Annotated in this window: 22 protein-coding genes; 14 read left to right on the plus strand and 8 right to left on the minus strand. The window is 64.3% G+C overall.

Annotated features, from left to right (window positions below):
- Positions 1-128: 128 nt before the first annotated feature.
- Positions 129-266 (minus strand): hypothetical protein, encoded by a 138-nt coding sequence (locus PQR54_RS19235; RefSeq protein WP_181309343.1) that lies wholly within the window; start codon positions 264-266, stop codon positions 129-131.
- 333 nt (positions 267-599) lie between these two features.
- On the opposite strand from PQR54_RS19235, the gene PQR54_RS19240 reads away from it, so the two are divergent.
- Positions 600-1265 carry a hypothetical protein gene (locus PQR54_RS19240; RefSeq protein ID WP_408248411.1) on the plus strand — a complete coding sequence of 222 codons (666 nt, stop codon included), beginning with the start codon at positions 600-602 and terminating at the stop codon, positions 1263-1265.
- Positions 1266-1605: 340 nt separating this feature from the next.
- Positions 1606-3519 (plus strand): DUF3857 domain-containing transglutaminase family protein, encoded by a 1914-nt coding sequence (locus PQR54_RS19245; RefSeq protein WP_408248412.1) that lies wholly within the window; start codon positions 1606-1608, stop codon positions 3517-3519.
- A gap of 54 nt (positions 3520-3573) precedes the next feature.
- Here the strand turns inward: PQR54_RS19245 and PQR54_RS19250 are convergent, their stop codons facing one another.
- The 5 genes from PQR54_RS19250 to glgC all read right to left on the minus strand — a co-directional run bounded on the left by PQR54_RS19250 (position 3574) and on the right by glgC (position 9929).
- Positions 3574-4725 (minus strand): branched-chain amino acid ABC transporter substrate-binding protein, encoded by a 1152-nt coding sequence (locus PQR54_RS19250; protein ID WP_408248413.1) that lies wholly within the window; start codon positions 4723-4725, stop codon positions 3574-3576.
- Positions 4726-5310: 585 nt separating this feature from the next.
- Positions 5311-5772: a hypothetical protein gene (locus PQR54_RS19255; RefSeq protein WP_408248414.1), complete on the minus strand. Its 462-nt coding sequence runs from the start codon at positions 5770-5772 to the stop codon at positions 5311-5313.
- Positions 5773-5992: 220 nt separating this feature from the next.
- Complete coding sequence (gene pdxY / locus PQR54_RS19260; RefSeq protein WP_408248415.1) at positions 5993-6859, minus strand: pyridoxal kinase PdxY; 867 nt, start codon at positions 6857-6859, stop codon at positions 5993-5995.
- A gap of 283 nt (positions 6860-7142) precedes the next feature.
- Complete coding sequence (gene glgA / locus PQR54_RS19265) at positions 7143-8603, minus strand: glycogen synthase GlgA (RefSeq protein WP_408248416.1); 1461 nt, start codon at positions 8601-8603, stop codon at positions 7143-7145.
- Positions 8604-8666: 63 nt separating this feature from the next.
- Positions 8667-9929: a glucose-1-phosphate adenylyltransferase gene (gene glgC / locus PQR54_RS19270; protein WP_012432570.1), complete on the minus strand. Its 1263-nt coding sequence runs from the start codon at positions 9927-9929 to the stop codon at positions 8667-8669.
- Between the two features lie 406 nt (positions 9930-10335).
- Between glgC and PQR54_RS19275 the strand changes: the two genes are divergently transcribed.
- A complete protein-coding gene (locus tag PQR54_RS19275; RefSeq protein ID WP_408248418.1) occupies positions 10336-11469 on the plus strand; it encodes an alpha/beta fold hydrolase in 1134 nt (377 codons plus the stop codon).
- Between the two features lie 87 nt (positions 11470-11556).
- Here the strand turns inward: PQR54_RS19275 and PQR54_RS19280 are convergent, their stop codons facing one another.
- Entirely contained in the window at positions 11557-12552 is a 996-nt protein-coding gene (locus tag PQR54_RS19280) for an LLM class flavin-dependent oxidoreductase (RefSeq protein WP_408248420.1), read from the minus strand.
- 336 nt (positions 12553-12888) lie between these two features.
- On the opposite strand from PQR54_RS19280, the gene PQR54_RS19285 reads away from it, so the two are divergent.
- The 4 genes from PQR54_RS19285 to PQR54_RS19300 all read left to right on the plus strand — a co-directional run bounded on the left by PQR54_RS19285 (position 12889) and on the right by PQR54_RS19300 (position 17178).
- Positions 12889-13968 carry an LLM class flavin-dependent oxidoreductase gene (locus PQR54_RS19285; RefSeq protein ID WP_408248422.1) on the plus strand — a complete coding sequence of 360 codons (1080 nt, stop codon included), beginning with the start codon at positions 12889-12891 and terminating at the stop codon, positions 13966-13968.
- 11 nt (positions 13969-13979) lie between these two features.
- On the plus strand, positions 13980-14804 hold the full coding sequence (locus tag PQR54_RS19290; RefSeq protein ID WP_408248424.1) for a class II aldolase/adducin family protein: 825 nt from the start codon (positions 13980-13982) through the stop codon (positions 14802-14804).
- Positions 14805-14971: 167 nt separating this feature from the next.
- Positions 14972-15580: a cysteine dioxygenase family protein gene (locus PQR54_RS19295; RefSeq protein WP_408248426.1), complete on the plus strand. Its 609-nt coding sequence runs from the start codon at positions 14972-14974 to the stop codon at positions 15578-15580.
- Positions 15577-17178, plus strand: coding sequence for a rhodanese-related sulfurtransferase (locus tag PQR54_RS19300; protein WP_408248428.1), 1602 nt, complete (start codon positions 15577-15579; stop codon positions 17176-17178). The genes PQR54_RS19295 and PQR54_RS19300 overlap by 4 nt, the downstream gene beginning before the upstream one ends.
- A gap of 5 nt (positions 17179-17183) precedes the next feature.
- On the opposite strand, the gene PQR54_RS19305 is transcribed toward PQR54_RS19300, so the two are convergent.
- Positions 17184-18095: a LysR family transcriptional regulator gene (locus tag PQR54_RS19305; RefSeq protein ID WP_408248430.1), complete on the minus strand. Its 912-nt coding sequence runs from the start codon at positions 18093-18095 to the stop codon at positions 17184-17186.
- A 186-nt stretch (positions 18096-18281) separates the two neighbouring features.
- Here PQR54_RS19305 and PQR54_RS19310 point away from each other — a divergent pair, with 186 nt between their 5' ends.
- The 7 genes from PQR54_RS19310 to PQR54_RS19340 all read left to right on the plus strand — a co-directional run bounded on the left by PQR54_RS19310 (position 18282) and on the right by PQR54_RS19340 (position 24994).
- Positions 18282-19268, plus strand: coding sequence for an ABC transporter substrate-binding protein (locus PQR54_RS19310; protein WP_408248432.1), 987 nt, complete (start codon positions 18282-18284; stop codon positions 19266-19268).
- Positions 19269-19825: 557 nt separating this feature from the next.
- Complete coding sequence (locus tag PQR54_RS19315; protein WP_408248434.1) at positions 19826-20377, plus strand: hypothetical protein; 552 nt, start codon at positions 19826-19828, stop codon at positions 20375-20377.
- Positions 20378-20415: 38 nt separating this feature from the next.
- On the plus strand, positions 20416-21369 hold the full coding sequence (locus PQR54_RS19320; RefSeq protein WP_408248436.1) for a patatin-like phospholipase family protein: 954 nt from the start codon (positions 20416-20418) through the stop codon (positions 21367-21369).
- Positions 21370-21638: 269 nt separating this feature from the next.
- Positions 21639-22328 (plus strand): ABC transporter permease, encoded by a 690-nt coding sequence (locus tag PQR54_RS19325; RefSeq protein WP_012432581.1) that lies wholly within the window; start codon positions 21639-21641, stop codon positions 22326-22328.
- A 4-nt stretch (positions 22329-22332) separates the two neighbouring features.
- Positions 22333-23046, plus strand: a complete 714-nt coding sequence (locus tag PQR54_RS19330; RefSeq protein ID WP_408248438.1) for an ABC transporter permease — start codon at positions 22333-22335, stop codon at positions 23044-23046.
- An 81-nt stretch (positions 23047-23127) separates the two neighbouring features.
- The gene (locus PQR54_RS19335; RefSeq protein WP_408248440.1) at positions 23128-23919 is read left to right on the plus strand and encodes an ABC transporter ATP-binding protein; all 792 of its coding nucleotides are present in this window, start codon (positions 23128-23130) and stop codon (positions 23917-23919) included.
- Positions 23920-23944: 25 nt separating this feature from the next.
- A complete protein-coding gene (locus tag PQR54_RS19340) occupies positions 23945-24994 on the plus strand; it encodes a GlxA family transcriptional regulator (RefSeq protein ID WP_408248442.1) in 1050 nt (349 codons plus the stop codon).
- Positions 24995-25106: the final 112 nt, after the last annotated feature.

Genomic DNA, 25106 nt, shown 5'->3' on the forward strand with positions numbered 1-25106 from the left:
TTCGCGCAGAACGTATAGAGCGCGTTGAAGAAAATCTGCTTGCTCTACCTGGACCCGATGCCGAAAAAAAGCCCCGCGTTTAGCGGGGCTTTACGACGTGCCGTGCCGGTCAGGGCGTGGCACCGCCATTAGTGGCAGCGTTTTTCCCAGTGATGATGAACATGCACCTTGTGGCATACAGGGTGGTGATGTTCATAAGCTTGCGCGGGAGCGATGGCGCTCAGGGCTGCAGCGGCTGCGGCGATGGCGAGGACGATCTTCTTCATTACAAAATCCTTAAATCAGTGTTGGGGTACTAACGGAGCAGCACGGGGCGTGCCGCGACCGCCTGTAAGCATGCCACATCGCGCGCATGGAACGGAGGAACGCTGAGCAAATGCAGGTGTCAATTCACAACGACGATCGTGGTGAGCCGCCACCGGCAATGGATAGCGGGCAATGATGCGTAATAGCGCGGTGGCGTGTATTTACGACAGTTCGACGTTCACGCAGTGGCATTCCGGGATTGCGCGCCATGCGGTGAAGCGTCTACCCTTTCAAAACGATAACGCGCGACGCGCGTGATCTCTACATCGGGCAAAAAGATGGAAGACCCAGCGATGGAAGATTCCGACGAATTGCTGCTCCCGGTCTGGCGAGCAAACCTGGTGCTGTTGACCCGCGAGGTCGGCGCGGCGACGCGACTCGCGCGCATGATGACCTTTTCCGCGAGCTATCTGAAACTGATGTTGTCCGGCCAGCGCGAATTCAGCGAGGAATTCGTGCGCGGCATCGAAGCGGTCACGGGATTGCCGGGCGGCTGGATGAACGTGCCGCACACCGAGCAGGACATCCCGCCCAACGCGCGTGAAGCGATCGACAACGAACAGCCGCTCGCGCGGTTTCGCGGCACGGCGCATCCGGTGCGAAAGAAGTCGGTGCTGCGGCCGCCCGAACCGATTTTCGGCCAGCCGGGGCCGGCCAAGCGCGTCGAGGAAGAAATCCTCGACGCGGAAGCGCATCGGCGTCAGGCGCACTTTCGCAAGGTCCGCGATCTGGCGATCCAGGACGTGCGGCGTTTCGAGCGGCATCTGACTCACGCGCCGGTCGAACTGGCGACGATGCGCGCCAAGGTGGAGGACGTGATCGCCGCCGCCGATCTCGACGATCCGATCCAGGCGGATCTCGCGGGACGGCTGGAGCAGATCGAAAAGCATCGGCATCTGCTGCTCAGGCACGTCGAGCGATTGCAGGCGTTGCTCGGGCAACTCGGCGAGACGGAATGAGCCAGTGAGGTGCCAGTTAGCGCTTGCTTACGCAGGCTGAGACGCACTCCTGCGACGGCCGTGAAACTCGGCCTCGAATGTCCACGTCACGCCGTCGTGCGCGAGCGCCACGCCGGTCCAACGGAACGAATGCCGCGTGATGTCCGGTGAAGTTCCATCGATCGGCGTGCCGTGCATCGCTCGGCGTCGGCGGACCGAGGCCGGAACGCGCGGGCCATCATTGTGCTAAAACCACGATACGAACTCAACCGAGGTGCATCTTGGGGAAAATTGCCGTCACGCTGCAGCAGGCGCTTGCGCGTTGTCGACAGGATGGTGCGCGGGGCAGGGTGCGGCGCACATGACGCCGCGCGTGGCGTTTTTTCTCAGGCTGGCCTGCGGGTCGACGCTAGGCGCGTGCGTCGCGCTTAGCGCATTCGCCGACGACAGCGCGTCTACCGCATCCAGCGACGATCGCGCGCCTTCCACGATCGAGCGCGACGTCCACCTCTTCACGATCCAGAAAGACGGCTCCGTCGAGGAACACGACGACACCGTCTTGCGGGCCAACACGACGAGCGGCGTCGACGATATCGCGCAACGCTACGTGTGGTTCAACAAGGACATCGAGCAGGTGCAGTTGCTGGCCGCCGAAACGATCGACCTGGACGGCGTTGCGCATCCGGTCGGTCCCGAGGCGATCCGCGACGTGCAGGAGCCGCGCTCGGCAGGCGCGCCGAGTTTCGAGGACGGCGTGTTGCGCACGGTGATCTTCCCGGGCGTGGAGCCGGGCTCGCGCGTGCATCTGGCGTTTCGCAAGACGCGCACGAAGCCCTTGCAGGCGGGCACCTTCGCGTACCTCGTCGAGCCGACGCGCGACCCGGTCGAATTGCAGCGCCTGATCTTCGATCTGCTCGCCGACGTGCCGCTCTACGCCGACGCGCGCGGCTACGTCGCCGTGCCGCCGGTCACGGCAAACGGCCGTACCCGCTACGAGTTCGACTACCGGCACGGGCCGTATGCGCCGCTCGAAGCGGGCTCGGTTGGCTACGCGAACTGGGGCGATCGGCTGATGGTGTCGACGGTGCCGGACTTCGCGAATTTTGCCGCGCGCTATCGCGGCCCCGCAGCTGACGCGACGACCGGCGATCCGGCGATTGTCCGTCTCGCGCAAGCGCTCACCGCCGGCACCGACGATCCGCGCGTGAAGGCGCAACGGCTCTACGACTGGATGCGTCTGAATATCCGCTACGTGGCGTTGTTTCTCGGCGAGACGGCGGCGATTCCGCACAGGGCGGCCGACATCCTGCGCAACCGTTACGGCGACTGCAAGGACCACGTCGCGCTCTACGGCGCGTTGCTGGCCGCGGTCGGCATCCGCAGCGAGGCGGTGCTGCTCAATCTCGGGCCGTACTACAGTTTGCCGGACGTGCCCGGCTACGGATCAAGCGCGATCAATCACGCGATTATCTGGATTCCTGAGTTGTCGTTGTATGCGGATACGACGGCGGGCGGCACGGCGTTCGGCTATCTGCCGCCGAGTGTGATGGACCGGCCGGTCTTGCTGGTCGGCGCGGGCGTGTTGTCGCGCACGCCGGCCACGCAGTTGCGCGAACGCAGCGCGCGCGTGCAGATCGACATCGATGAAAGCGGGGCGGCGAATTACGCTTACCGCGCGGAGGACGCGGGTTTTACCGCCGAAATCGAGCGCAATACCTTTCGGCGCTCGACGCGGCAGCGCACGCAACAGATCGCCGCGAACCGTCTATTGCAGACGGGCTTGCACGGCACGACACAATTGCGCACGGCGGATCTCAGAGCCACGACCGGACCGTTCGCCACGTCGATGCAAGGGAAGGTGGAGCACTTCGTCTGGACCGACGGCACGACGGCGGTGCCGGCGTTGACGAGCTTCTCCGGCGGCATGGGCTCGCAGGTGCAGGCGTGGCTCGCGGAGCCTGCGAGGACTCAGCCCTGGACGTGCATCGGCGGAGAGTTCGACGAGACTCTGGAAATGACGCTGCCGCGCTTCGTACGAGTGACGGATTTACCGTCCGACACGGCGGTGCAAAACCGCTTCCTGACCTTTTCATCCCACTACGTCTACGATTCTGCCGCGCGAGTCTTGCAGGTCAGGCGGCACTTGCGTGCCGCCTTTGGCCATCAGATGTGCTCCGCGAGTGAGTTCGCCGAGATGCACGACGATCTCGTGCGGATCGAGCGCGATCTCGACGGCGAACTGGTGGTCAAGGCCGCCAATTCGAAGAACCCATAGCGATTGCGCCGGCACGGGCGCAACATCGAAATCCGTGCCGGGGTCACACGCGCCTTAACTCCCGCTCTTGGTCACGATGGGCACCCACGCGCCATTCTTGACCTGATAAAGCGTCGACGCGCCGCTCTTCAGCGCGCCGGTGTTGTCGAAGGAAATCTTGCCGGTCACGCCTTCGAAATCGATGGCCTTGAGCGTGGACCGGTAGTCGTTCGGCGAACTGGACTTGGCCTTCTGCATGGCCTTGATCGCGGCCCAGGCGCCGTCATAGCCGAACGGCGCATACGACAGGATATCCACCCCGAAGCGTTTTTTGAACTTCGCGGAGAAGTCCTTGCCGCCCGGCAATTGCGCGAGCGGCCGTCCATATTCCCAGGCCATCACGCCTTCGGCCGAATCGCCCGCGAGCTTGATGAAGTCCTGATCCATCACGCCGCCGCCGCCCACCAATTGCGCGTTCATGCCCAGTTGCTTCATGCGCTTGGCGAAGCCCGCGGCCTGCGTGTCCAGACCGCCGAAGAAGATCAGATCGGCATTGGTCGATTTGATCTTGGTGATCTGCGTGCTGAAGTCGACCGCTTTGTTGTCGGTGTACTCACGCGCCACGAGGTTGCCGCCGTGCGCTTTCACGGCTTTCTCGAACTCATCCGCTTCGCCCTGGCCGAACGCGGTGCGGTCGTCGATGATCGCGATGCGCTTGGCCTTGGTCACTTCCACGGCATAGACCCCTGCGTTGCCGGCGTTTTGCGCATCCGTGGAAATCACCATGAAGGTGTTCGCGAAGCCGCGCCCGGTGATGATCGGGTTGGTGGCGGCCGGGTCGATCACCGGAATGCCCGCCTGCTCGTAGACCTGCGAAGCGGGGATCGTCGTGCCCGAGTTGAAGTGGCCCACCACGGCCGACACGCCCGCGTCGACCAGCTTCTGCGCGGCTTGCACGCCGATGCGCGGGTCGGCCTGGTCGTCTTCGGAGACGATCTGGAATTGGGCCACCTTGTCGCCGATCTTGATCTTTTGCGCGTTGGCTTCCTCGATCGCGAGCCGGACGCCGTTTTCCAGGTCCTTGCCGTAGCCGGCGTTGGCACCGGTCAGCGGCGCGGCAAAGCCGATCTTCACCGGCAGGTCGTCGGCGAAGCTGGCCGGCGGCGCGATGGCGAAGATAGCGCCAACGAACAGGGCAAGCGGTTTCAGCGTGTAGCGAAGACTCATGGTCTCTCCTTCCATCGACAGTTTCAGGTTGTGAAAGCGGCAAGGCAGTAACGCTGGATCGACGCGCGCCCATGGACTTCGCATGCGCGCATCGAAAGACTACGAATGATCGGTCGCTTTGAACAATGCGGGAATGCGCGCACTTGCGCGCCTTTGCGTTCAAGCGGCGATCAATCTGGCGCGAATATAGAAAGCCAAATTGGCACCGTCTTGGCAGTTCGAGGCGCTTTGAATGAGCATTTCGGCATAGCCCGCGCAGCGCGTTCGCTGGCGGCGTCCCGGCGCGGGTGCGCGGGTGCGGATTGCGGCATATGCTTAAGAGGCTGGCGCGAGCGCGCCGGCGGTGTGGTTGCGGCTGTAGCAGGTTTGGACCCGCCGGCCGTGTGGCTTATGCGCTAGCGTGATTAAAGCCGCAGTCCGTGCGGCCCTGGCGATGAAGCGAGACTCAACCCGCGAGCCGTGCGACCCAACGCGCCGAGGCGTGAGCGAATGCGCGGGCAGCGTGACCGTCGCCTTGTAGCGGAGTGATTTCGCGCCCGCGGCGCGTCAAAATAGAAGCGCGCCACGGCCTGCAAACCCAAGCACTCAACGCTCGCCTTGCTGCCGCAACAACTCTTCACGCAGACGCAAAAGCGGCGCCTTGGTGTCGTCGTCGGCCCACGTGTCGAGATCGTCGAGGGCACGCTGGCAGCCGTCGAGCACGAGGTCGATATCCACCGGCACGCCGTTGTTCAGCGCAAACTCGATGGTCTCGGCGAACTGCTGGCATTCGTCCTCGCCGTACGAGATGTCGAGATTGTCGGCGATCACTTCGGCGATATTGCTGCGCGCCTTGTCGTCCGGCGTCACCATGTCGACGATGCCGCGCGCCACCGCCGGCGAGTAGTACAAGGCGATGTCGAGCCACTGCGCCGGATCGAAGTCGGCCTGGTCGAACTGGCTTTCGAAGAACTCGATCGCTTCCTGTTCGTGCGCCTCGTCGGCGTCGACGCTGATGCACAACTGCTCAAAAAATTCTTCCCGCTCGCTGCGGATATAACCGTCCATCGATGCCTCGTTTGCTGAATGCCGGATGCCTGAAAAATGCGGTGTGGGCGGGCAGGTGCCTTGTCCACGCGGCACGCATTATAGGACGGCCGGCTGACAGTCGAGAGGCGACGCGCGAATCGATTGCCGCGACGCGCGCATTACGGATTGCTTGCGCTACCCGATCAGCGCGTTGCGAGCGTTGACGATTGCCTGAAGCGCGTTACGCAACGCCCACCGCTTACGCCGTATCCGCCACCCACGCATCGAACCACTCGCGCGGCTGTGCGATTTCATTCTGCGCGGCCACCAGTTCGAGCTCATAGCGCCCAGCCTGCCAGGTCATCTTGACCACCGCATTCACGGCTGCCAGCGTGTGCTCGAAGGCCGCGCGAATCGAATCGCCGAGCAGCGTACGCGCGACGAACACCGCGCTCGTCAGATCGCCCACGCCCACCGGTTGCCGCGCGAACGGATAGAGCGGACGTTGCCCCATCCACGATTCGCGTTCGGTGACGACTAGCATGTTGAAGCGGTCGGCGGGACTGTTGCGGTCGAGCAGATGCTTGACCAGCACCAGCTTTGGCCCGCGCGCGATGAGTTCGCGGCAGGCGGTCACGGCTTCTTCCAGCGTTTCGATCTCGCGTCCCACCAGACGCTGCAATTCGGTGTGGTTCGGCGCCATGGCGTCGGCCATCTCGGGCATGGTGCGCACGAGAAATTCCTGGATGCCCGGTTCGACCTTGCAGCCGCTCGCCGCGCCCATCACCGGATCGCAGAAGTACCAGGCGCGCGGATTGGCGGCCTTCACGGCCTTGACGATCTCCAGCACCGACTCCGCCTGTTCGGGCGTACCCAGATAGCCGGACAGCACCGCATCGCAGCGCGGCAGCATGCCGATCGCGCCGATGCCGTCGACCAGATCCTCCATTTGCGAGCCGTCGATCGCGCTGCCGGTCCAATGGCCGTATTGCGTGTGGTTCGAGAACTGCACGGTATTGAGCGGCCAGACATTGACGCCGAGCCGACGCATCGGAAACACCGCGGCGCTATTGCCGGCGTGACCGAAGACGACATGTGACTGGATGCTCAGAACGCTTTTCGTCATGGTGTGGCCCGCGCAAACGGTCTGCGCGATTAAATAAAACGGGAAGGGTGCACCGCGGCGGCGATCCGGCAAGCACCGGACGCCTCATGCGGCAGGATTGCTTCAGATATTGCAGGAAATCGGCATGCGTTGCTTCGTGGGGAAACAATACATGAGTTTGCCGCGCGCGAGTCGATCCGTCCCCGACTTGTTGCGCCGAACCATCAGACGCGGACGCGGTGGAGGGCGGCTGTTAAGCCACCCGCAGCTTGCAAAATGCTGCGCGGCCTGCAGCCGGTCGAACTCAGGCGAGCTCGCGATACAACGCCAGATAACGCTCCGCCGAGGCGCCCCAGCCGAAGTCCTGACGCATCGCGCGCCGCTGGGTCGCCTTCCATTCGGTGCGGCGCCCATAGAGCGCGAAGGCGCGGCGGATGGCCGCGCCGATCCCCTTCGGGTCGAATCGTTCGAACACGAAACCGGTGGCGAGGTCGTCGGCGAGATTTTCGAGCGACGCGTCCACTACCGTATCCGCAAGACCGCCCACGCAATGCACGAGCGGCAGCGATCCATAGGCCAGCGCATACAGTTGCGTGAGGCCGCATGGTTCGAAACGCGAGGGCACCGCGATCACGTCGCTGCCCGCGACGATCGTATGCGCGAGCGTTTCATCGAAGCCCAGCTCCACCGCTACGGACTCGGGATGCGTGTGCGCGACGCGTTTCAAACCGTTTTCCAGCGCCGGGTCGCCGGTGCCGAACACGACCAGCTGTCCGCCGTGTTTGATGATTGCCGGCACGGCTTCGAGCAGCAGGTCGAGGCCTTTCTGCTCGGTCAGCCGGCTCACCACGCCGAACAGCAGCGCATCGCTTTTCTGCGCGAGGCCGAAGCGTTTTTGCAGCGCTTCCTTGCACGCAAGCTTGCCCGCGAGCCGCGTCGCGGTGTAGTGGTTCTCGAGCAGGGCATCGGTGCCGGGACACCAGACCGTGTAGTCGACGCCGTTCAGAATGCCGCTCAGATCGTGCGCGCGATGGCGCAGCAAACCGTCGAGGCCGCCACCCTGGGCGAGCGTCTGGATTTCGCGCGCATAGGTCGGGCTGACGGTGGTGATGCGGTCGCTGTAGTACAGCCCCGCCTTGAGAAACGACATCTGCCCATAGAACTCGACGCCGTGCACGCTGAAAAAATCGTCCGGCAGGCCGAGCTGACCGAACTGGTGCGCGGGAAACACGCCTTGATACGCGAGGTTATGCACCGTGAAGACGCTGCGCGCGAAGCGCTTGCCATGCTGACGCTCGGCCGCTTTCAGATAGGCCGGCGCGAGCCCCGCATGCCAGTCGTGCGCGTGAATGATTTGCGGCGACCAGGCGGGGTCCAGTTGCTGCGCGAGTTGCGCGGCGACCCAGCCGAGCAGCGCGAAACGCTGCGCGTTGTCGCCGTAAGGCACGTGCTCGTCGTTCAGATACGGATTGCCGGGCCGGTCGTACAGCGTGGCCGCGCGGATCACATAGACGACCAGGCCGTTCGACGCCAGCGTGCCCCGTTCGAGCGTGACGCCCGGCGCGTCGAAGCGGCGGCCCAGTTGCGCGACCGGCGTCAGGTCGGTCAGGCCGGCGACCACCGCCGGAAAGCCGGGCAGCAGCACCCGCACATCGGCGCCGCGCTCGATCAGCGCGGGCGGCAACGCGCCCGCGACGTCGGCGAGACCGCCCGTTTTGAGGAGGGGATACAGCTCGCTTGCGACGTGCAGGGCGCGAATCGTCATAGGCTCCGTCTCTGTCCTGTTGGTTCGGGTTGGGCGCGGCTGAGCCGGCGGCAGCCGGCCTGACTAGACCTTCTGCCGCAGCGCCTCCGGCGTGACCAGCACGACGCCGTCGTCGGTACGGTAGAAGCGCTCGGCGTCGCTTACCGGATCTTCGCCGATCACCGTGCCCTCCGGTATCGCGCAGCCGCGGTCTATCACTACTTTCTGCAGCCGGCAGCTCGCGCCGACGGTGACCTGCGGCAACAAGACTGCCTCATTGATGTTACAGAACGAACTCACTTTGACATTCGACGAGAGCACCGAGCGCGAAATCTGCGAGCCCGAGATCACGCAGCCGCCGCACACGATCAGATTATTGCCCGAGCCTTGCAGCCCCTTCATGTCGCGTACGAACTTGGCGGGCGGCAACTGTTCCTGGTACGTCCAGATCGGCCAGTTGCGATCGTAGAGATCGAGCGTCGGGATGGTGGAGGCGAGGTCGAGATTGGCGGCCCAGTAAGCGTCGATCGTGCCGACGTCGCGCCAGTACGGCTCCACGTTCGGATCCGACGACACGCACGACATGCTGAACGGATGCGCGATCGCCGTGCCTTGCGTGACCACACGCGGCAGGATGTCCTTGCCGAAGTCGTGATCGGTGTCGATGGTGGAGATGTTCTCTTCGAGCAACGAATACAGGTAATCCGCGCTGAACACGTAGATGCCCATGCTGGCAAGCGCCGTATCCGGGCGGCCCGGAATGCAGGGCGGGTCGGCGGGCTTTTCCAGAAAGTCGGTCACGCGGCGGTTTGCATCGACGTGCATCACGCCGAAGGCCACCGCCTCCATGCGCGGCACCTCGATACAGCCGACCGTGCAATCCGCGCCGCTTTCGGCGTGGTCGGCGATCATGCGCGTGTAGTCCATCTTGTAGATGTGGTCGCCCGCCAGCACCACCACGTATTTCGGCCGGATCGAACGGATGATGTCGAGGTTCTGGAACACCGCGTCCGCAGTGCCGCGATACCAGTGCGCGCCTTCCACGCGCTGCTGCGCGGGCCACAGGTCGATGAATTCGCCCATCTCGCCGCGCAGGAAACTCCAGCCGCGCTGCAGATGGCGCAACAGCGAGTGCGCCTTATATTGCGTGACGACTGCGATGCGGCGGATGCCGGAGTTCAGACAGTTGGAGAGCGCGAAATCGATGATCCGGTATTTGCCGCCGAAGTGCACCGCCGGCTTCACGCGTTTGTTGGTAAGCGGCCCGAGCCGCGTGCCCCGTCCGCCCGCAAGGACGATGGCGAGGGTAGTGCGTTGCAGATCGTTCAGCCGTGCCGGAGTGTCCATGTCTGTCTCCTGATTAGTATGCCCCGGATGGGTGGGTCGCTTGCTCTCCACTGATGAATCGTGCTGCGCGCCGGCTCCGTCTTCGCGGGCCCGTCTGCTAGTTCTAGCACCGATTTGCCGCGCACGAGTAGTGAGAATTGTGCGGATGCCGCTCGTGCGCCCCCTTGCGCACGATCACCCCTTGCACCGCGGCGATCCGTGCGCCACGACACACATGGAGCGTGAGGTGAGGCACCGCAATATGCGTGCCACGGTCGCCATGGCCCTGTCGGCTTGCGTCGGCGGCAGCAAAGCCGGGCCGCGCGTCGTAGAATCGTGCGCTTCCGGCCGCAGGTTCGGGCGCTGGTCTCACCGTGCGTTCGCCGCGTATGCCTCCCCGTGCTTTTTCCTTTTAGAAAAAATTTCGATGAGTTTTCGCCGCCTGTCCTTGCTCGCCACGTTGAGCGTTTGCGCGCTAGCCGCTGGCTCCGCGTCCGCCGTTTTCGCGGCTTCTGCCGCCACGCCCGCAAGTACCACCGCGTCCGCGAGCGTCGACACGCGGAGTCCGGCTAGTCCGGCCGCTTCCGCCGCTACGAGCGTCGCCGGCGATACCGGCCCGGCGTACGGCCCCGAGTTGCAGGGCTTCAACTACCCGGCGCCGGTCAGCCAGTACGACTTCACCTCGCAAGGGGTGGCGCTGCATATGGCGTACATGGATATCAAGCCGGCCAAGGCGAACGGCCGCACGGCAGTGCTGCTGCACGGCAAGAACTTCTGCGCGGCGACGTGGGACGCGACCATTCATCGGCTGAGCGACGCCGGTTATCGCGTGATCGCACCGGACCAGATCGGCTTTTGCAAGTCGAGCAAGCCCGAGCACTATCAGTACAGTTTTCAACAGCTCGCGCGCAATACGCATGCGTTGCTGGAATCGCTCGGCGTGACCGACGCGACGGTGATTGGGCATTCCACTGGCGGCATGCTGGCGATCCGCTACGCGCTGATGTATCCGCGCGAGACGCGGCAACTGGTGCTGGTCAACCCGATCGGACTGGAGGACTGGAAGGCGAAGGGCGTGCCTTCGCTGTCCGTGGACCAGTGGTATGAGCGCGAGCTGAAGACGACCGCCGAGAGCATTCGCCGCTACGAGCAATCCACCTACTACGCGGGACAATGGCGCGCGAGCTTCGAACCGTGGGTGCAGATGCTGGCGGGCATGTATCGCGGTCCGGGCAAGCAGATCGTTGCGTGGAATTCCGCGTTGCTGTACGACATGATTTATACGCAGCCGGTGGTGTATGAGCTGGGTCAACTGAGCATGCCGACACTGTTGCTGATCGGCCAGAAGGACACCACGGCAATCGGCAAGGACGCCGCGCCCGCAGAAGTGCGCGCGAAAATCGGCCATTACCCGGAACTCGGCAAAGCCGCCGCAAAGGCGATTCCGCACGCCACGCTCGTCGAATTCGCCGAACTGGGACATGCACCGCAGATGCAGGATCCGCAGGCGTTTCATAAAGCGTTGCTGGACGGCCTCGCGGCGATGCCGGCGAACCATTGAATCGGTGCCGCGACCGAGTCGCGCCGATCGACAAAAAAGGGCAGCCACGGGCTGCCCTTTTTACATTTGTCGACGGAGTTACCTGTCTTATTTGCCGCCCGCCAACTCCTCACGCACTTGCGCGCCGATCTCGAACGAGCGCAACCGCGCCTTGTGATCGTAAATCTGCGCGGTCAGCATCAATTCATCCGCGCCGGTTTGCTCGATGATCGACTTCAAGCCTTCGCGCACCGTATCGCGATCGCCCAGCACCGTACACGCGAGCGAGTGCGCTACGCCATTCAATTCCATCTCCGAGGCCTCGAGCCGTTCGACCGGCGGTTGCAACTGACCCGGCGTGCCGCGTCGCAGATTGATGAACTGCTGCTGCAACGAGGTGAAAAGGCGTTTTGCTTCTTCATTCGTATCCGCGGCGAACAGATTCACGCCGACCATCGCATGCGGTTTATCGAGCGTGGCCGACGGACGGAATTGCGAGCGATACACCTGCAACGCCGTGAGCATGTAGTCCGGCGCGAAATGCGATGCGAAGGCGAACGGCAGACCGAGCGCCGCCGCGAGTTGCGCGCTGAACAGCGACGAACCGAGCAGCCACAGCGGCACGTTCAGCCCCGCGCCCGGCACCGCGCGAATGCGCTGGCCCGGCACGGGGTCGGCGAAATAACGCTGCAATTCGACGACGTCGTCAGGGAACGAGTCCGCGCTATTTTGCAGGTCGCGGCGCAACGCGCGCGCGGTGCTCTGATCGGTGCCGGGCGCGCGGCCGAGGCCCAGGTCGATACGGTCGGGATAAAGCGACGCGAGCGTGCCGAACTGTTCTGCGATGACGAGCGGCGCATGGTTCGGCAGCATGATGCCGCCCGAGCCGACGCGGATCGTTTTCGTGCCGCCCGCGACATAGCCGATCACCACCGAGGTCGCGGCGCTGGCAATGCCCGTCATATTGTGATGTTCCGCGAGCCAGAAGCGGCGGTAGTTCCATTTTTCCGCGTGCTGCGCGAGGTCGAGCGTGTTCCTGAACGCGTCTGCCGGCGTGGCGCCCGCGGTGACCGGCGAGAGGTCGAGGACCGAGAAGGGGATCATTGTCTGTTCACTTGTTGTTTCCGGCGCTTGCGCGCGATGGGGCATTCTCGCAAAGGTTGTGCTTTTCTGCTGACCACGCAGCGATGTCCATGCTCGCGAAAGGGGGTTTGCTCGCGCAGGGCGTGCCAAAAGGCAATACAGGCAAAACAGGCACAACACACAAAACGCCGAGCCGGAAACACTCAAGCGTTACATGCAAATCCGATATAGATATGGCTGATCAATATTTAACAAGCGCATGTCGCGCTGCTACCTTAACCCCTCGCACGAAAGCCATGCATCCAGCCAGCCACGTCACCGCCCCGCCGGGCAGAAACCATTCAGGGAGACACGAACGTGTCCATCGAATTCATCGGCATGATCCAGACCCGCAAGGTGTCCGAAACCCACGCGGCGCAAGGTCCTGTCATCGACATCGATTATGTCGAGCAGTTTGCGCGCGCGCATGAAGAAGCGGGCTTCGACCGCGTCCTCGTGCCGCATCATGCCACCAGCCCCGATGCGCTGTTGACCGTCGCGCACGCGGCGAGTGTGACCAGCAAGGTGCACTTCATGCTCGCGCATCGACCGGGTTTTGTCGCGCCGACGCTCGCTGCGCGTCAACTGGCCACGCTCGATCATTATTCGCGCGGCCGCCTCGCCGTGCACATCATCTCCGGCGGCGACGACACCGATCAGCGTCGCGACGGCGACTTCCTCACGCACGACGAACGCTACGCCCGCACCGACGAGTATCTGCACATCCTGCGGCGCATCTGGACCGAAACGAAACCGTTCGATCACAACGGTCAGTACTATCGCTTCGAACAGGGCTTCTCGGAAGTGAAGCCCGTGCAGCAGCCGCATATTCCGGTGTATTTCGGTGGGGCGTCGGCGCCCGCGCTCGAAATCGCCGGCCGTCATGCGGACGTCTACGCGCTATGGGGCGAGTCGAAGGCGCAAGTGCGCGAGCAGGTCGCCCGCGTGCGCGCGGAGGCCGCGAAGCACGGCCGCAGCGTGCGTTTCTCGGTGTCGTTCCGGCCGATTCTCGCCGCTACCGAAGCAGCGGCGTGGGAGCGCGCGGACCACATTCTCGAAGAGACAAAGCGGCTGCGCGCGGCGCAAGGCATCGGCGTGGGCGGCCCGGCGCAAAGTGAAGGCGCGCGGCGCTTGCTCGCGGCATCGGGCGAATCGGATCGCGCGGACGAGCGTTTGTGGACCGGTGTCGCGAAGGAAATCGGCGGGCGCTCGAATTCGACCGCGCTGGTCGGCACGCCGGAACAGGTGGCCGATACGCTCGCCGAGTATTACGCGCTCGGCGTCTCGACGTTCCTCATCCGCGGCTTCGATCCGCTGGAAGACGCCATCGACTACGGCCGCGAACTGATTCCCGCCACGCGCGAACGCATCGCGCGCGTTGAGCGCGTGGCGGCATGAACGGAGGCGCGATGACCGATCTTTCTCTCACTACATTTGGCAAAGAACCACCCGCAATCCAGCGTCACGCGCCGCTGCGCAAATTCTGGTTCGACGACGTTCCGCCGCGCGAGAGCATCGCGGCGGAACGCCGTTACCGGCAGGAGCGGCTCGCGGTGGCGTTTCGTCTGTTTGCGCGCTACGGCTTCGATCAGGGGCTCGCCGGCCACATCACCGCGCGCGATCCGGAATGGCCCGATCACTTCTGGGTGAATCCGTTCGGCAAGCATTTCAGCCGCATCCGCGTGTCCGATCTGTTGCTGGTGAATGCCGAGGGCGAGATCGTGGTCGGCGAGGGGCCGGTCAATCAGGCGGCCTTCGCGATTCACGCGGCGATTCACGAAGCGCGCCCCGATGTGATCGCGGCGGCGCACACGCATTCGCTGTATGGCAAGGCATGGTCGACGCTGGGCCGCACGCTCGATCCGCTCACCCAGGATTCCTGCGCGTTCTATCAGGACCACACGTTATTCGACGATTTTCGCGGCGTCGTGCTCGATACCGACGAAGGCGCGCGCATCGCCGCCGCACTCGGCGAGCGCAAGGCCGTGATCCTGAAGAACCACGGCATTCTCACGGCCGGTCCGAGTGTGGAAGCGGCGGCGTGGTGGTACATCGCGCTCGACAACGCATGCCACACTCAACTGCTCGCTGAGGCCGCCGGCACGCCGCAAGCGATTCCGCACGACATCGCCGCGCTCACGCATGAGCAGGTCGGCCGCGAGGGCGGCGCGCTGTTCGCGTTCCAGAGCCTGCTGGAAGGGCTGGTCGAAGCCGAGCCCGACGTCCTCACCTGAATACTTCCACACGATGACTCAACGTTCGGATCCTTCGCGCTTGCCGCCGTGATCGAACGGCGCGTCGATGTCGCACCGCTGTGGACCAACGCCTTCAAGACCGCACTCGCCCGTGGTTCGTGAGTGCCGTCAATCAGCGCCATCCAAACCTATCTTTTGAACTATCGATGACCCAAGCCCTGAGGCCGGACCGCCTGCGCGCGTTCGCCGGCCGGATTGCGTCGCTCGTCGACGAAGCGGCGCCCGAAGCGCATCTGCTGGAACGCGGCGGCGCCGCGCTGCGCGAACTGATCGCGCATGACGACTGGCTGCCCGACGCCTTCGCGCAACCGGATCCCGAGCGGTATCAGCAATACCTGCTGTACGCGGATGCGCGGCAGCGTTTTTCAATCGTCAGTTTTGTGTGGGGACCCGGGCAGGCGACGCCGGTGCACGATCACACCGTGTGGGGGTTGATAGGCGTGCTGCGTGGCGCGGAAATTGCACAGGGTTACCGTATCGCCGAAGACGGCACGCCGCAAAAAAACGCCGCGGCGAGGCGGCTCGACGCCGGCGCCGTGGATGCGGTGTCGCCGCGCATCGGCGATATTCATCGTGTGAGTAACGCTTTTAGTGACCGTACGTCGATCAGCATTCACGTGTACGGTGCAAACATTGGTGCGGTGAAGCGGTCTGTCTTTCCGGACGGCGCCAGCCGCAAGCCGTTTATCTCCGGCTACGCGAACGACGTGTTGCCGAATATCTGGAATGTTGCGAAGGAGTCCCCGATCTCATGAGTTTCGTTCAGGCATTTCGTACCCGATCATTCGAAGACGTGCGCCGCGCACTGCTCGATCGCGAGGAAATCGCGCTCGTCGACGTGCGCGAGGAAGATCCGCACGCCCGCAGTCATCCGCTGTTCGCCGCCAATCTGCCGCTGTCGCGGCTCGAACTCGACGCGCCCGTGCGCTTGCCGCGCCAGGCAGTGCCCATCGTCGTATTCGATTCCGGCGAAGGACTCGCCGAACGTGCCGCGCGCCGTCTCGCTGAGTTGGGCTACACCGACGTCGCCTTGCTCGAAGGCGGTTTGCAAGGTTGGCGCGAGGCCGGCGGCGAGTTGTTCCAGGACGTCAACGTGCCGAGCAAGGCGTTCGGCGAACTGGTGGAAAGCGTGCGTCAAACGCCGTCGCTGGCCGCGCCGCAAGTGCAGGCGCTGCTCGATCATGAAGCCGACGCGGTGGTGCTCGACGCGCGCCGCTTCGACGAATATCAGACCATGAACATTCCCGGCAGCATCAGCGTGCCGGGCGCGGAGCTGGTGCTGCGCGCGCGTCAGCTTGCGCCGAATCCGGCGACGCGGATCATCGTCAATTGCGCGGGGCGCACCCGCAGCATCATCGGCGCGCAGTCGCTGATCAATGCGGGCGTGCCGAATCCGGTCGCGGCACTGCGCAATGGCACCATCGGCTGGACGCTGGCCGGTCAGGCGCTCGCGCACGGCAGTTCGCGCCGCTTCGAGCCGATCGCCGACGATCAGTTGCGCCTCGCCGCCGCCGACTCGGCGCGCGCCGTGGCAGATCGCGCGAAGGTGGGCCGCACGTCACGCGACGAAGCACGCCGTTGGGCCGGCGAAGCGGTACGCACCGTCTATCGCTTCGACGTGCGCACGCCGGAAGAATATGAAGCGGGCCACGTGCCCGGGTTTCGCAGCGCGCCGGGCGGCCAGCTCGTGCAGGAAACCGACATGTTCGCGCCGGTGCGCGGCGCGCGCGTGATCCTCGCGGACAACGACGGCGTGCGCGCGAACATGACCGCGTCGTGGCTCGCGCAGATGAACGTCGAGGTGTATGTGGTCGATGGCTTGATGGCGGCGGACTTCGGCGAGAAAGGCGCGGCGCCCGCGGCCCGCCACGCACCCACGCCGCCCGACGCCGATGAAATCACGCCGGCCGGACTGGTCACGCTGCTGCAATCGCGCGGCACCGCCGTGCTCGATTTCACCAGCAGCGCGAATTATGTGAAGCGCCATATTCCCGGCGCGTGGTTCGTGATTCGCGGCGAACTCGAAAAGGCGCTGCACAAGCTGCCGGATGCGCAGCGTTATGTGGTGACCTGCGGCAGCAGCCAGCTCGCGCGCTTCGCCGCCCCCGACGTTGCGGCGCTGACCGGCAAACCGGTGCAGGTGCTGAGCGGCGGCACGACGGCGTGGATCGAAGCGGGCTTGCCGGTCGAGAGCGGGGAAACGCGCATGGCGTCGGCGCGCATCGATCGCTATCGGCGTCCTTATGAAGGCACCGACAACGCGCGCGAGGCGATGAACGCGTATCTGGAATGGGAGTATGGTCTCGTCGCGCAACTCGGGCGCGATGGCACGCATGGGTTTCGCGTGATCTGAGCGTTTCAGGCCGCGCGCTGCGCGCGCGCTTCCTTGAATTGCCGCTCGACAGCCGCGCCGAAGCGCTCGACCGGCTGTTGCAGTTTGCCGAGCACGCGCGGCTGCACGAGCCAGATATCGATGAGCGGCTTGAAGTCGCTGATCGGAATGATATCGAGCGTGTCCGCGTGCGCGCTCGCCTGGAGTAAAGGCAGCGGCACGAGGCCAAGACCGTTGCCGTCCGCGACGAGCTGCAATTGCAACTCGGTGCCGAGCGTTTCCAGGTTTAGCTTGAGGGCGAGCCCAAGCCCGGTGAGCGCGCGTTGCAGGCCGTCGCGGAAACCGCAACCATCCGGATTCAGCACCCAGCCGATCGACTGGCATTCCGCCAGCGTATGCGCGCGCTTTTTCAGCAGGCCCTTCTGCGCGACCACCGCCAGTTTGATGCGGCCGAGCGAGCGGGCCGATAGCGCGTCGTCGAAGGTCTTGTTGCTGGGCAGCAGGATCGCGGCGGCGTCGAGCTCGCCTTCTTCCACGCGTTGCAGGAGTTGGCTGCCCCAGCCGGTCGACGCGCGCGCCTGCAGATCGGGATAGTCCGTCTTCAGGCCGCGCATCGCCTCGCTCAGCGCGATATCCGCGATCGTCTGCGCGACGCCCAGACGCAGCGTGCCGACCGGCGGTGTATCGGTGGCGACGATCTCGCGCAACACGTCGAGTTCGCGCTGGATCACGCGGCATTGTTCGTAGACGATGCGCCCCGTGGCTGTCGCCTTGAGCGGACGCGTATTGCGGTCGAGCAGTTCGACGCCGAGCGCCTCCTCGAAATTCTGCAGACGGCGCGTGATGGCCGGTTGCGTGAGGCCGAGCGAGAGCGCTGCCTGCTGCAGCGATTGACAGCGAATCACGGTGACGTAGGCGTCGATTTCGTCGATCTTCATGATGAGCGGTAAGCGGATGGAAGCACAAGAATCCGCCCGATGATACCCGCGCCGGCGCGTGATCGCGTCGGGTCGCGCAAGAAAATTTCGCATATTTGCTTAGCAGAATAATGCGTTTGTCTTATACAAAGGCCTGCCTTATCGTCGATGCCAAATCCACTCGTTGCCACGACGTACGCGCTGCCCATGACAACCTCCCGTTTTTCTTTCGCAATCCGATCTGTTCTGAAACGCGCATTGTCCACAGCGCCTGGCGTCGCCGCGCTCGCGGCGTCGGCCGTGCTGTGCGCCGCGCCTTCATACGGAGCCGATGTGCCGGTTCTCAAGGTCGGGGACCAATCCTTGCAAACGCGCGGCATTCTCGAAGCGTCCGGCCAGTTGAAGGACCTGCCGTACAAGATCGAATGGTTCAACTTCCCGGCGGCGCAACCGCTCGGCGAAGCATTGAATGCGGGCGCGGTCGACGTCGGCGGTCTCGGCGATGCGCCGCTCGTCTTCGCGCTGGCCGCCGGCGCGCGGGTGAGGGCGGTTGCGGCGACGCGCTCGAATCCGCTGGATCTGGCGATCGTCGTCGGCGCGCAGTCGCCGCTCAACGACGCGGCGAGTCTGAAGGGCAAACGTATCGCCACGACGCGCGGCTCGATCGGCCACTACCTCGCGCTCGCCGCATTGAAAAAGGCCAACGTGCCGCTCAGCGACGTCACCTTCGTATTCCTCGCGCCCGCCGATGCAAAAGCGGCGCTCGCCTCGGGCAGCGTCGATGCATGGTCGGTGTGGGATCCGTACACCGCGCTCGGCGAAGCGCGCGATCACGATCGCGTCATCGCCAACGGAGTCGGCCTCTCGGAAGGGCTCAGCTATCAGGTCGCGACTGAACGCGCGATCACCGACAAGCGCGCGCAACTCGCCGACTTCCTGCGGCGCGTGGCGATCGGCCAGCGATGGGCGCTCTCGCATCCGGACGAAGTCGCGACGATGCAGTCGCGCGTCACGGGCCTGCCGACCGATGTGCTGAAGACTGTTTATCAGCGCGGCCAGGTGCATCCGGTGGCGATCGACGACAGCGTCGTGGCCGCCCAGCAGCGCACGGCGGATACGTATGAAGCCGCCAACGTGATCCGCGCGCATCTGGACGTGCGTCCGAGCTTCGACCGCAGTTTCCCGTTGCCTTGACGCGGCGCCTTGCGACGCGCCTGAAACGTCTCGTCGCAAGGCGCCGACAACCTCGCCACCCAACGCAAATCATCTGCCGATTCGGTGTAAACGCGCTCTCGTCTAAACCCGCCAATCCGTTTAGATTAACTGCACTTGGAAGGCTTATCGAGGGACCAGGGCGGCCAATCAAGCAGCGGTTTGCCATTCCGGCGATGGCGCAAGGTGAGCAGCCAAGGTTGCTCACCGCTTCGTGCGGAACCAGACCGCTGCGCGTCGTCCGCGGTGCTTCGTTTTCAGTGGCCGAGACGGCCGCTTCCACTTTCCGGTTGACCGTATCGACCGACCCGGCGACGCTTTGCACAGCGTCGGCTTTTTGCTTGTGGCGACAGTTTTCAACGTGCTTCGCCACGTGAGCTCCCGCCATCGCCGCCTCTTGCCTCAGCCATCGTGTACGACTGCGCACACCGCCTTGCCGCGCCCGCTCGCGGTTTTGCTCGTGCGCGGTTATCCTGTAGCAGACACTACACAACGGGATGCGGCCTTCACGGCCCGCGTCCGTACAGGAAGAAATCGCTGTGAGCCTCAAACTGCTGACTGTCGCCATGCTGGCCGCGTGCGTCGCGTTGGCCGGTTGCGACGACCAATCGAGCGACCGCGCCGTGCAAAAACTCAAGGAATTCTTCAACGCCGTCAAACCGGATGCGTTGCTGCTCAAGGACATGACGCCGGGCGTCACGACCGAAGCGCAGATCCGCGACCAGTGGGGCAAGCCGGAAACCGAGCGCACCTTCACCGACGGTTCCAAACGCTTCGAATATCCACGCGGCCCGCAGGGCCTGAATACGTACATGGTCGATATCGATCGTGACGGCAAATTGCAGGCGATCACCCAGGTGCTCACGGCGGCCAACTTCGCGAAGATCCGCATGGGCATGAGCGAGGACGAAGTGCGCCGGTTGCTCGGCAAGCCCGGTCAGGTCGCGGTGTTTCCGCTCAAACCGGAAACCGTGTGGAGCTGGAAGTGGCGCGAAGGCGGCGTGACCGAAGAGGGTATCTTCAACGTGCATTTCGACCAGTTTCAGAAGGTGTACACGACCTCGCGCTCGGACGTGATCCGTGGGCGATAGAAGGTGATGGAAGGTAAAAGACAGAAGCGGGGAAGAAGATGATTCGTCGACGTCGATACAGCCGGATCGGGCTGGTGTTAGGGGGCGGCGCCGCGCGCGGCTGGGCGCATATCGGTGCGATTCGCGCGCTGCACGATGCGGGCATCAAGCCCGATGTGATCTGCGGCACGTCGATCGGCGCGCTGGTGGGTGCGGTGTACGCGAACGGCGATCTCGACTGGCTCGAGGAGTGGGTCTCGCGGCTCACGTGGCAGACGGTGGTGCGCCTGCTCGATCTGCGGCTCTCGGGCGGCCTGCTCGGCGGGCGCAAAGTGATCCAGCTTTTCGCCGACAAATTCAATGGCCGTTCGATCGCGCAACTTAACATGCCGTTCGCGGCCGTCGCCACCGAACTCGATTCGGGCCGCGAGAGCTGGTTGCAGGACGGCAGCGTGGTCGACGCGGTGCGCGCCTCGATTGCGATCCCTGGGATTTTTACGCCGGTGTGGCACAACGGCGTCTGGCTGGTGGACGGCGGCTTGAGCAACCCGGTGCCGGTTTCGGTGGCGCGCGGCATGCGCGCGGACTGCGTGATCGCTGTCGATCTGAACAACGACATTCTGAATGGCCGCGATTTCGGCGGCGCGGTGGTCGACACGCCCGCCATCGATCCGACGGCGCCGCCGCCGCTCGCGCTGCGCCGCAACGGCAAGCCCTGGCCGAAGTGGCTCGCGCCCGCCGACGCACGCACCACCGACGACGTGCGCGTGCCGCCCGCGCCGAGCGCACGCGTGCCGTCCATGCTGAGTTCGATTGCGCAGAGCATCGACATCATGCAGGTGCGGATTACGCGCAGCCGCCTCGCGGGCGAGCCGGCGGATATCCTGATTCAGCCGCGCCTGGGCGGCATGGGGATTTTCGACTTTCACCGTGCGGCGCCGGCCATCGAGGAAGGGCGCGCGGCGGTGGAACATATGCTGCCGGCGATCCGCGCAAGGCTGGGGATCGATTAGCGTCTATCGAAAAAGCGACCCGAAACTTGCTAAATCGCGGCGGCGCTCGCCGCGCGCTTCCCGCCCGACAAACGCCAATTCCCCGCAAAACCAAGCCCTGCACGCCGCGCGACGCGCCAAAGCACGTCTTGTTGCATCGCAACAAAGCCTGCGCGCGCCTTTGAGAAATTAATTTTCGCTTGCGAGACTCCGCGCCATGCTGGACGAGTGGGGCAGACACAAGCCGACACCATCCGGTACATCCTCAAACAACCTGGATGGAGACACGCGTGTTCCTATACGGCTTTGGTCCGGTGTTGCTGGCCGGCACGATCCAGACGATCGAGCTGTCCGTCCTGTCGCTGGCGGCCGCCGTGCTGCTCGGCCTCGCGGGCGCGGCGGCGAAACTCTCGTTCAACCGCCCGCTGCGGGCAATTGCGACCGGCTATACGACGCTGATCCGCTCGGTGCCCGACCTCGTGCTGATGCTGCTGCTGTTCTACAGCATCCAGATCGCGGTCAACAATCTCACCGACGCGCTGAATCTGCCGCAGTTCGATATCGATCCGTTCGTGGCCGGCGTGCTGACGCTCGGCTTCATCTACGGCGCGTACTTCACCGAGACCTTTCGCGGCGCGTTTCTGGCGGTGCCGCGCGGCCAGCTCGAAGCGGGCAGCGCGTACGGCATGAGCGGCGCGCGCGTGTTCACGCGCATCCTGTTCCCGCAGATGATGCGTTTCGCGCTGCCGGGCATCGGCAACAACTGGCAGGTGCTGGTGAAGGCAACGGCGCTGGTATCGATCATCGGTCTCGCCGACGTGGTCAAAGCCGCGCAGGACGCCGGCAAAAGCACCTTCAACATGTTCTTCTTCATCCTGGTCGCCGCGTTGATCTATCTGGCGATCACCACCGCGTCGAATCTCGTGCTGATCTGGCTGGAAAAGCGCTATTCGATCGGCGTGCGGCACGCGGAGCTCTGAGACCATGATCGACATCCTCAATCAATTCTGGCGCGCGTTCCTGTACTGGGACGGTCAGCGCATGTCCGGCCTCGCGGTCACGCTGTGGCTGCTGGTGGCGTCGGTCGGGATGGGCTTCTGTGCGGCGATTCCGCTGGCGGTGGCGCGCGTGTCGAAGAAGCGCTGGCTCTCTACGCCGGTGCGTCTCTACACTTACGTGTTTCGCGGCACGCCGCTGTACGTGCAGTTGCTGCTGATCTATACCGGCATGTACAGCCTCGAATTCGTGCGCTCGCATCAGGTGCTGGACGCGTTTTTCCGCAGCGGTTTTCACTGCGCGATTCTCGCCTTCGCACTAAACACCTGCGCGTACACCACCGAGATTTTCGCCGGCGCGATCCGCTCGACCTCGCACGGTGAAGTGGAAGCGGCGCGCGCCTACGGCATGAGCTGGTTCACGATGTACCGGCGCATTGTGATACCGTCCGCGCTGCGCCGGGCCTTGCCGTTGTACAGTAACGAAGTGATCCTGATGCTGCACGCCACCACGGTCGCCTTTACGGCCACGGTGCCGGACATTCTGAAGGTGGCGCGCGACGCGAACTCGGCCACGTACCAGTCGTTCGATGCGTTCGGCCTCGCGGCGCTGATTTACCTTGTGGTGTCGTTCGCGCTGGTGGCGTTGTTCCGTCGCGCCGAGCGTCATTGGCTGGGTTACCTGGCGGTGCGCACGCATTGAAACGCGCCGTGTTTGCAGTGGGCGGCGCGTTATTCTCGCGCTGTCACGTAGATTGATCCGTATTTTCAAAGGGAGAGCATCTTGCTCCACACGACTCAAACCGAAGCTTGCAAGCTCGCCGTACAGGACATCCACAAGCGCTACGGCGACAACGAAGTGCTCAAAGGCGTGTCGCTCAATGCGAACAAGGGCGACGTGATCAGCATCATCGGCGCGAGCGGGTCGGGCAAGAGCACCTTCTTGCGCTGCATCAATTTCCTCGAACGGCCGAACGCCGGGCAGATCGTCGTCGACGGCGAGATGGTGAAGACGAAAGCCGATCGCGCCGGCAATCTCGAAGTCGCCGATCACAAGCAGTTGCAGCGCATCCGCACGAAGCTTGCCATGGTGTTCCAGCACTTCAACTTGTGGGCGCACATGAATGTGCTCGAGAACATCGTCGAAGCGCCGATTCATGTGCTGGGTCTGAAGCGCAAGGAAGCCGAAGACCGCGCGCGCGAATATCTCGAGAAGGTGGGTCTCGCGCCGCGCCTCGAAAAGCAGTATCCGTCGCATCTGTCGGGCGGACAGCAGCAGCGTGTGGCGATTGCCCGCGCGCTCGCCATGGACCCCGACGTGATGCTGTTCGACGAGCCGACTTCCGCGCTCGATCCCGAACTGGTCGGCGAAGTGCTGAAGGTCATGCAGAAGCTCGCCGAAGAAGGCCGCACCATGATCGTCGTCACGCACGAAATGGGTTTTGCGCGCAACGTGTCGAACCATGTGATGTTCCTGCATCAAGGCCGCACCGAAGAAGAAGGCCTGCCCGCTGAAGTGCTCAGCGCGCCGCGCAGCGAACGGCTCAAGCAGTTCCTGTCCGGCAGCCTGAAGTAACGCGCGGCTCGCGCGGATTCACTCGATGGCTCGCACGTCCAGCCCGGCTCGCACCACGCAGGTCGCCATCGTCGCCTTGCCGCCCGTGTCGATGTCGGGCGTCGGGCCGATTGTCGACGCGCTCAATCTCGCCAATGAAATCGACGGCCGCGCGCTGTACCGCGTGCAGGTGTGCTCGTGGGACGGCCGCGCGGTGCCGTTGTCGGGCGGCGCGCAGTGGCCCGCCGACGCAGCCTTTGGCGACGCGATCTCGTGCGACTGGCTGATCATCGTCAGCGAGCGCTTTCAGCAATTCGCCGACTATCGCCTCTTTCTCGCCAGCCTCTCACGCGTCGGGCAGCGCACGCCGCTCGTCACCGGCATTCATCACGGCGTCTGGTGGCTCGCCATGGCAGGGCAGTTGTCCGGCTATCGCGTGAGCGTCAACTGGGAAACCTATCAGCAGTTCTCGGAGCAGTTCGAGCGCTCCATCGTCACGCAGCAGATCTTCGAAATCGACCGCGATCGCGCGACCTGCGCGGGCGGCCAGGCGACCGTCGACTTCATGCTGGCGATGATCGGCCGCGAGCACGGCCCCGAACTTGCGGATCGGATTGCGGACACGCTCGGCGTAGGCGTGTTGCGCGCGGGCGAGGAGCGTCAGCGCATTCCGTTCGTGACCGCGCCGGGCGAGCGTCATCCGCGCCTGAACGACGCGCTGCTGCTGATGGAAGCGAATATCGAAGACCCGCTCACCACGGATGAGATCGCGGGCCTCGTCGGTGTATCGCGGCGTCAGTTGGAGCGGCTGTTTCGCCAGTATCTCGGCTCGATGCCGTCCAAATACTATCTGGGACTGCGGCTTTCGAAAGCGCGCACGCAATTGCAGCGCACCAGCAAGTCCGTGGTGCAGATCAGTCTGGCTTGCGGTTTTTCGTCGGCGGCGCACTTTTCGAATGCGTACCGCGAACGCTTTGGTGTCACACCGCGCGAGGATCGTCGTAACTGGATCGACAAGCAGACCGGCGCAAGCGGCGCCGCGGCCAGCGAGCCGCGGCCCGGCGCGCTGATCGAGCGGCCGGATCAGGCGGATTGACGCGAACGAGCGCGCGGCCCGGGCCCAACCCCGGCCGATTCGCGTGGAACCTCATAGAAAGCGTCGCGTATGCGCAAGACGTATCGCCTGCGGTTTCCTACACTACCTGTAT

The sequence above is a fragment of the Paraburkholderia phytofirmans genome, assembly GCF_046028095.1.
GTDB classification, from domain to species: Bacteria; Pseudomonadota; Gammaproteobacteria; order Burkholderiales; family Burkholderiaceae; genus Paraburkholderia; species Paraburkholderia phytofirmans_A.

Coding starts and splice junctions, on each gene's coding strand:
- PQR54_RS19300 (WP_408248428.1), top strand. CDS start 15,577: ATGAGTTTCGTTCAGGCATTTCGTACCCGATCATTCGAAGACGTGCGC.
- glgC (WP_012432570.1), bottom strand. CDS start 9,929: ATGGACACTCCGGCACGGCTGAACGATCTGCAACGCACTACCCTCGCC.
- PQR54_RS19290 (WP_408248424.1), top strand. CDS start 13,980: ATGACCGATCTTTCTCTCACTACATTTGGCAAAGAACCACCCGCAATC.
- PQR54_RS19280 (WP_408248420.1), bottom strand. CDS start 12,552: ATGATCCCCTTCTCGGTCCTCGACCTCTCGCCGGTCACCGCGGGCGCC.
- PQR54_RS19240 (WP_408248411.1), top strand. CDS start 600: ATGGAAGATTCCGACGAATTGCTGCTCCCGGTCTGGCGAGCAAACCTG.
- pdxY (WP_408248415.1), bottom strand. CDS start 6,859: ATGACGAAAAGCGTTCTGAGCATCCAGTCACATGTCGTCTTCGGTCAC.
- glgA (WP_408248416.1), bottom strand. CDS start 8,603: ATGACGATTCGCGCCCTGCACGTCGCAAGCGAGCTGTATCCCCTCCTC.
- PQR54_RS19305 (WP_408248430.1), bottom strand. CDS start 18,095: ATGAAGATCGACGAAATCGACGCCTACGTCACCGTGATTCGCTGTCAA.
- PQR54_RS19235 (WP_181309343.1), bottom strand. CDS start 266: ATGAAGAAGATCGTCCTCGCCATCGCCGCAGCCGCTGCAGCCCTGAGC.
- PQR54_RS19310 (WP_408248432.1), top strand. CDS start 18,282: ATGACAACCTCCCGTTTTTCTTTCGCAATCCGATCTGTTCTGAAACGC.
- PQR54_RS19295 (WP_408248426.1), top strand. CDS start 14,972: ATGACCCAAGCCCTGAGGCCGGACCGCCTGCGCGCGTTCGCCGGCCGG.
- PQR54_RS19320 (WP_408248436.1), top strand. CDS start 20,416: ATGATTCGTCGACGTCGATACAGCCGGATCGGGCTGGTGTTAGGGGGC.
- PQR54_RS19255 (WP_408248414.1), bottom strand. CDS start 5,772: ATGGACGGTTATATCCGCAGCGAGCGGGAAGAATTTTTTGAGCAGTTG.
- PQR54_RS19245 (WP_408248412.1), top strand. CDS start 1,606: ATGACGCCGCGCGTGGCGTTTTTTCTCAGGCTGGCCTGCGGGTCGACG.
- PQR54_RS19340 (WP_408248442.1), top strand. CDS start 23,945: ATGGCTCGCACGTCCAGCCCGGCTCGCACCACGCAGGTCGCCATCGTC.
- PQR54_RS19275 (WP_408248418.1), top strand. CDS start 10,336: ATGAGTTTTCGCCGCCTGTCCTTGCTCGCCACGTTGAGCGTTTGCGCG.
- PQR54_RS19330 (WP_408248438.1), top strand. CDS start 22,333: ATGATCGACATCCTCAATCAATTCTGGCGCGCGTTCCTGTACTGGGAC.
- PQR54_RS19250 (WP_408248413.1), bottom strand. CDS start 4,725: ATGAGTCTTCGCTACACGCTGAAACCGCTTGCCCTGTTCGTTGGCGCT.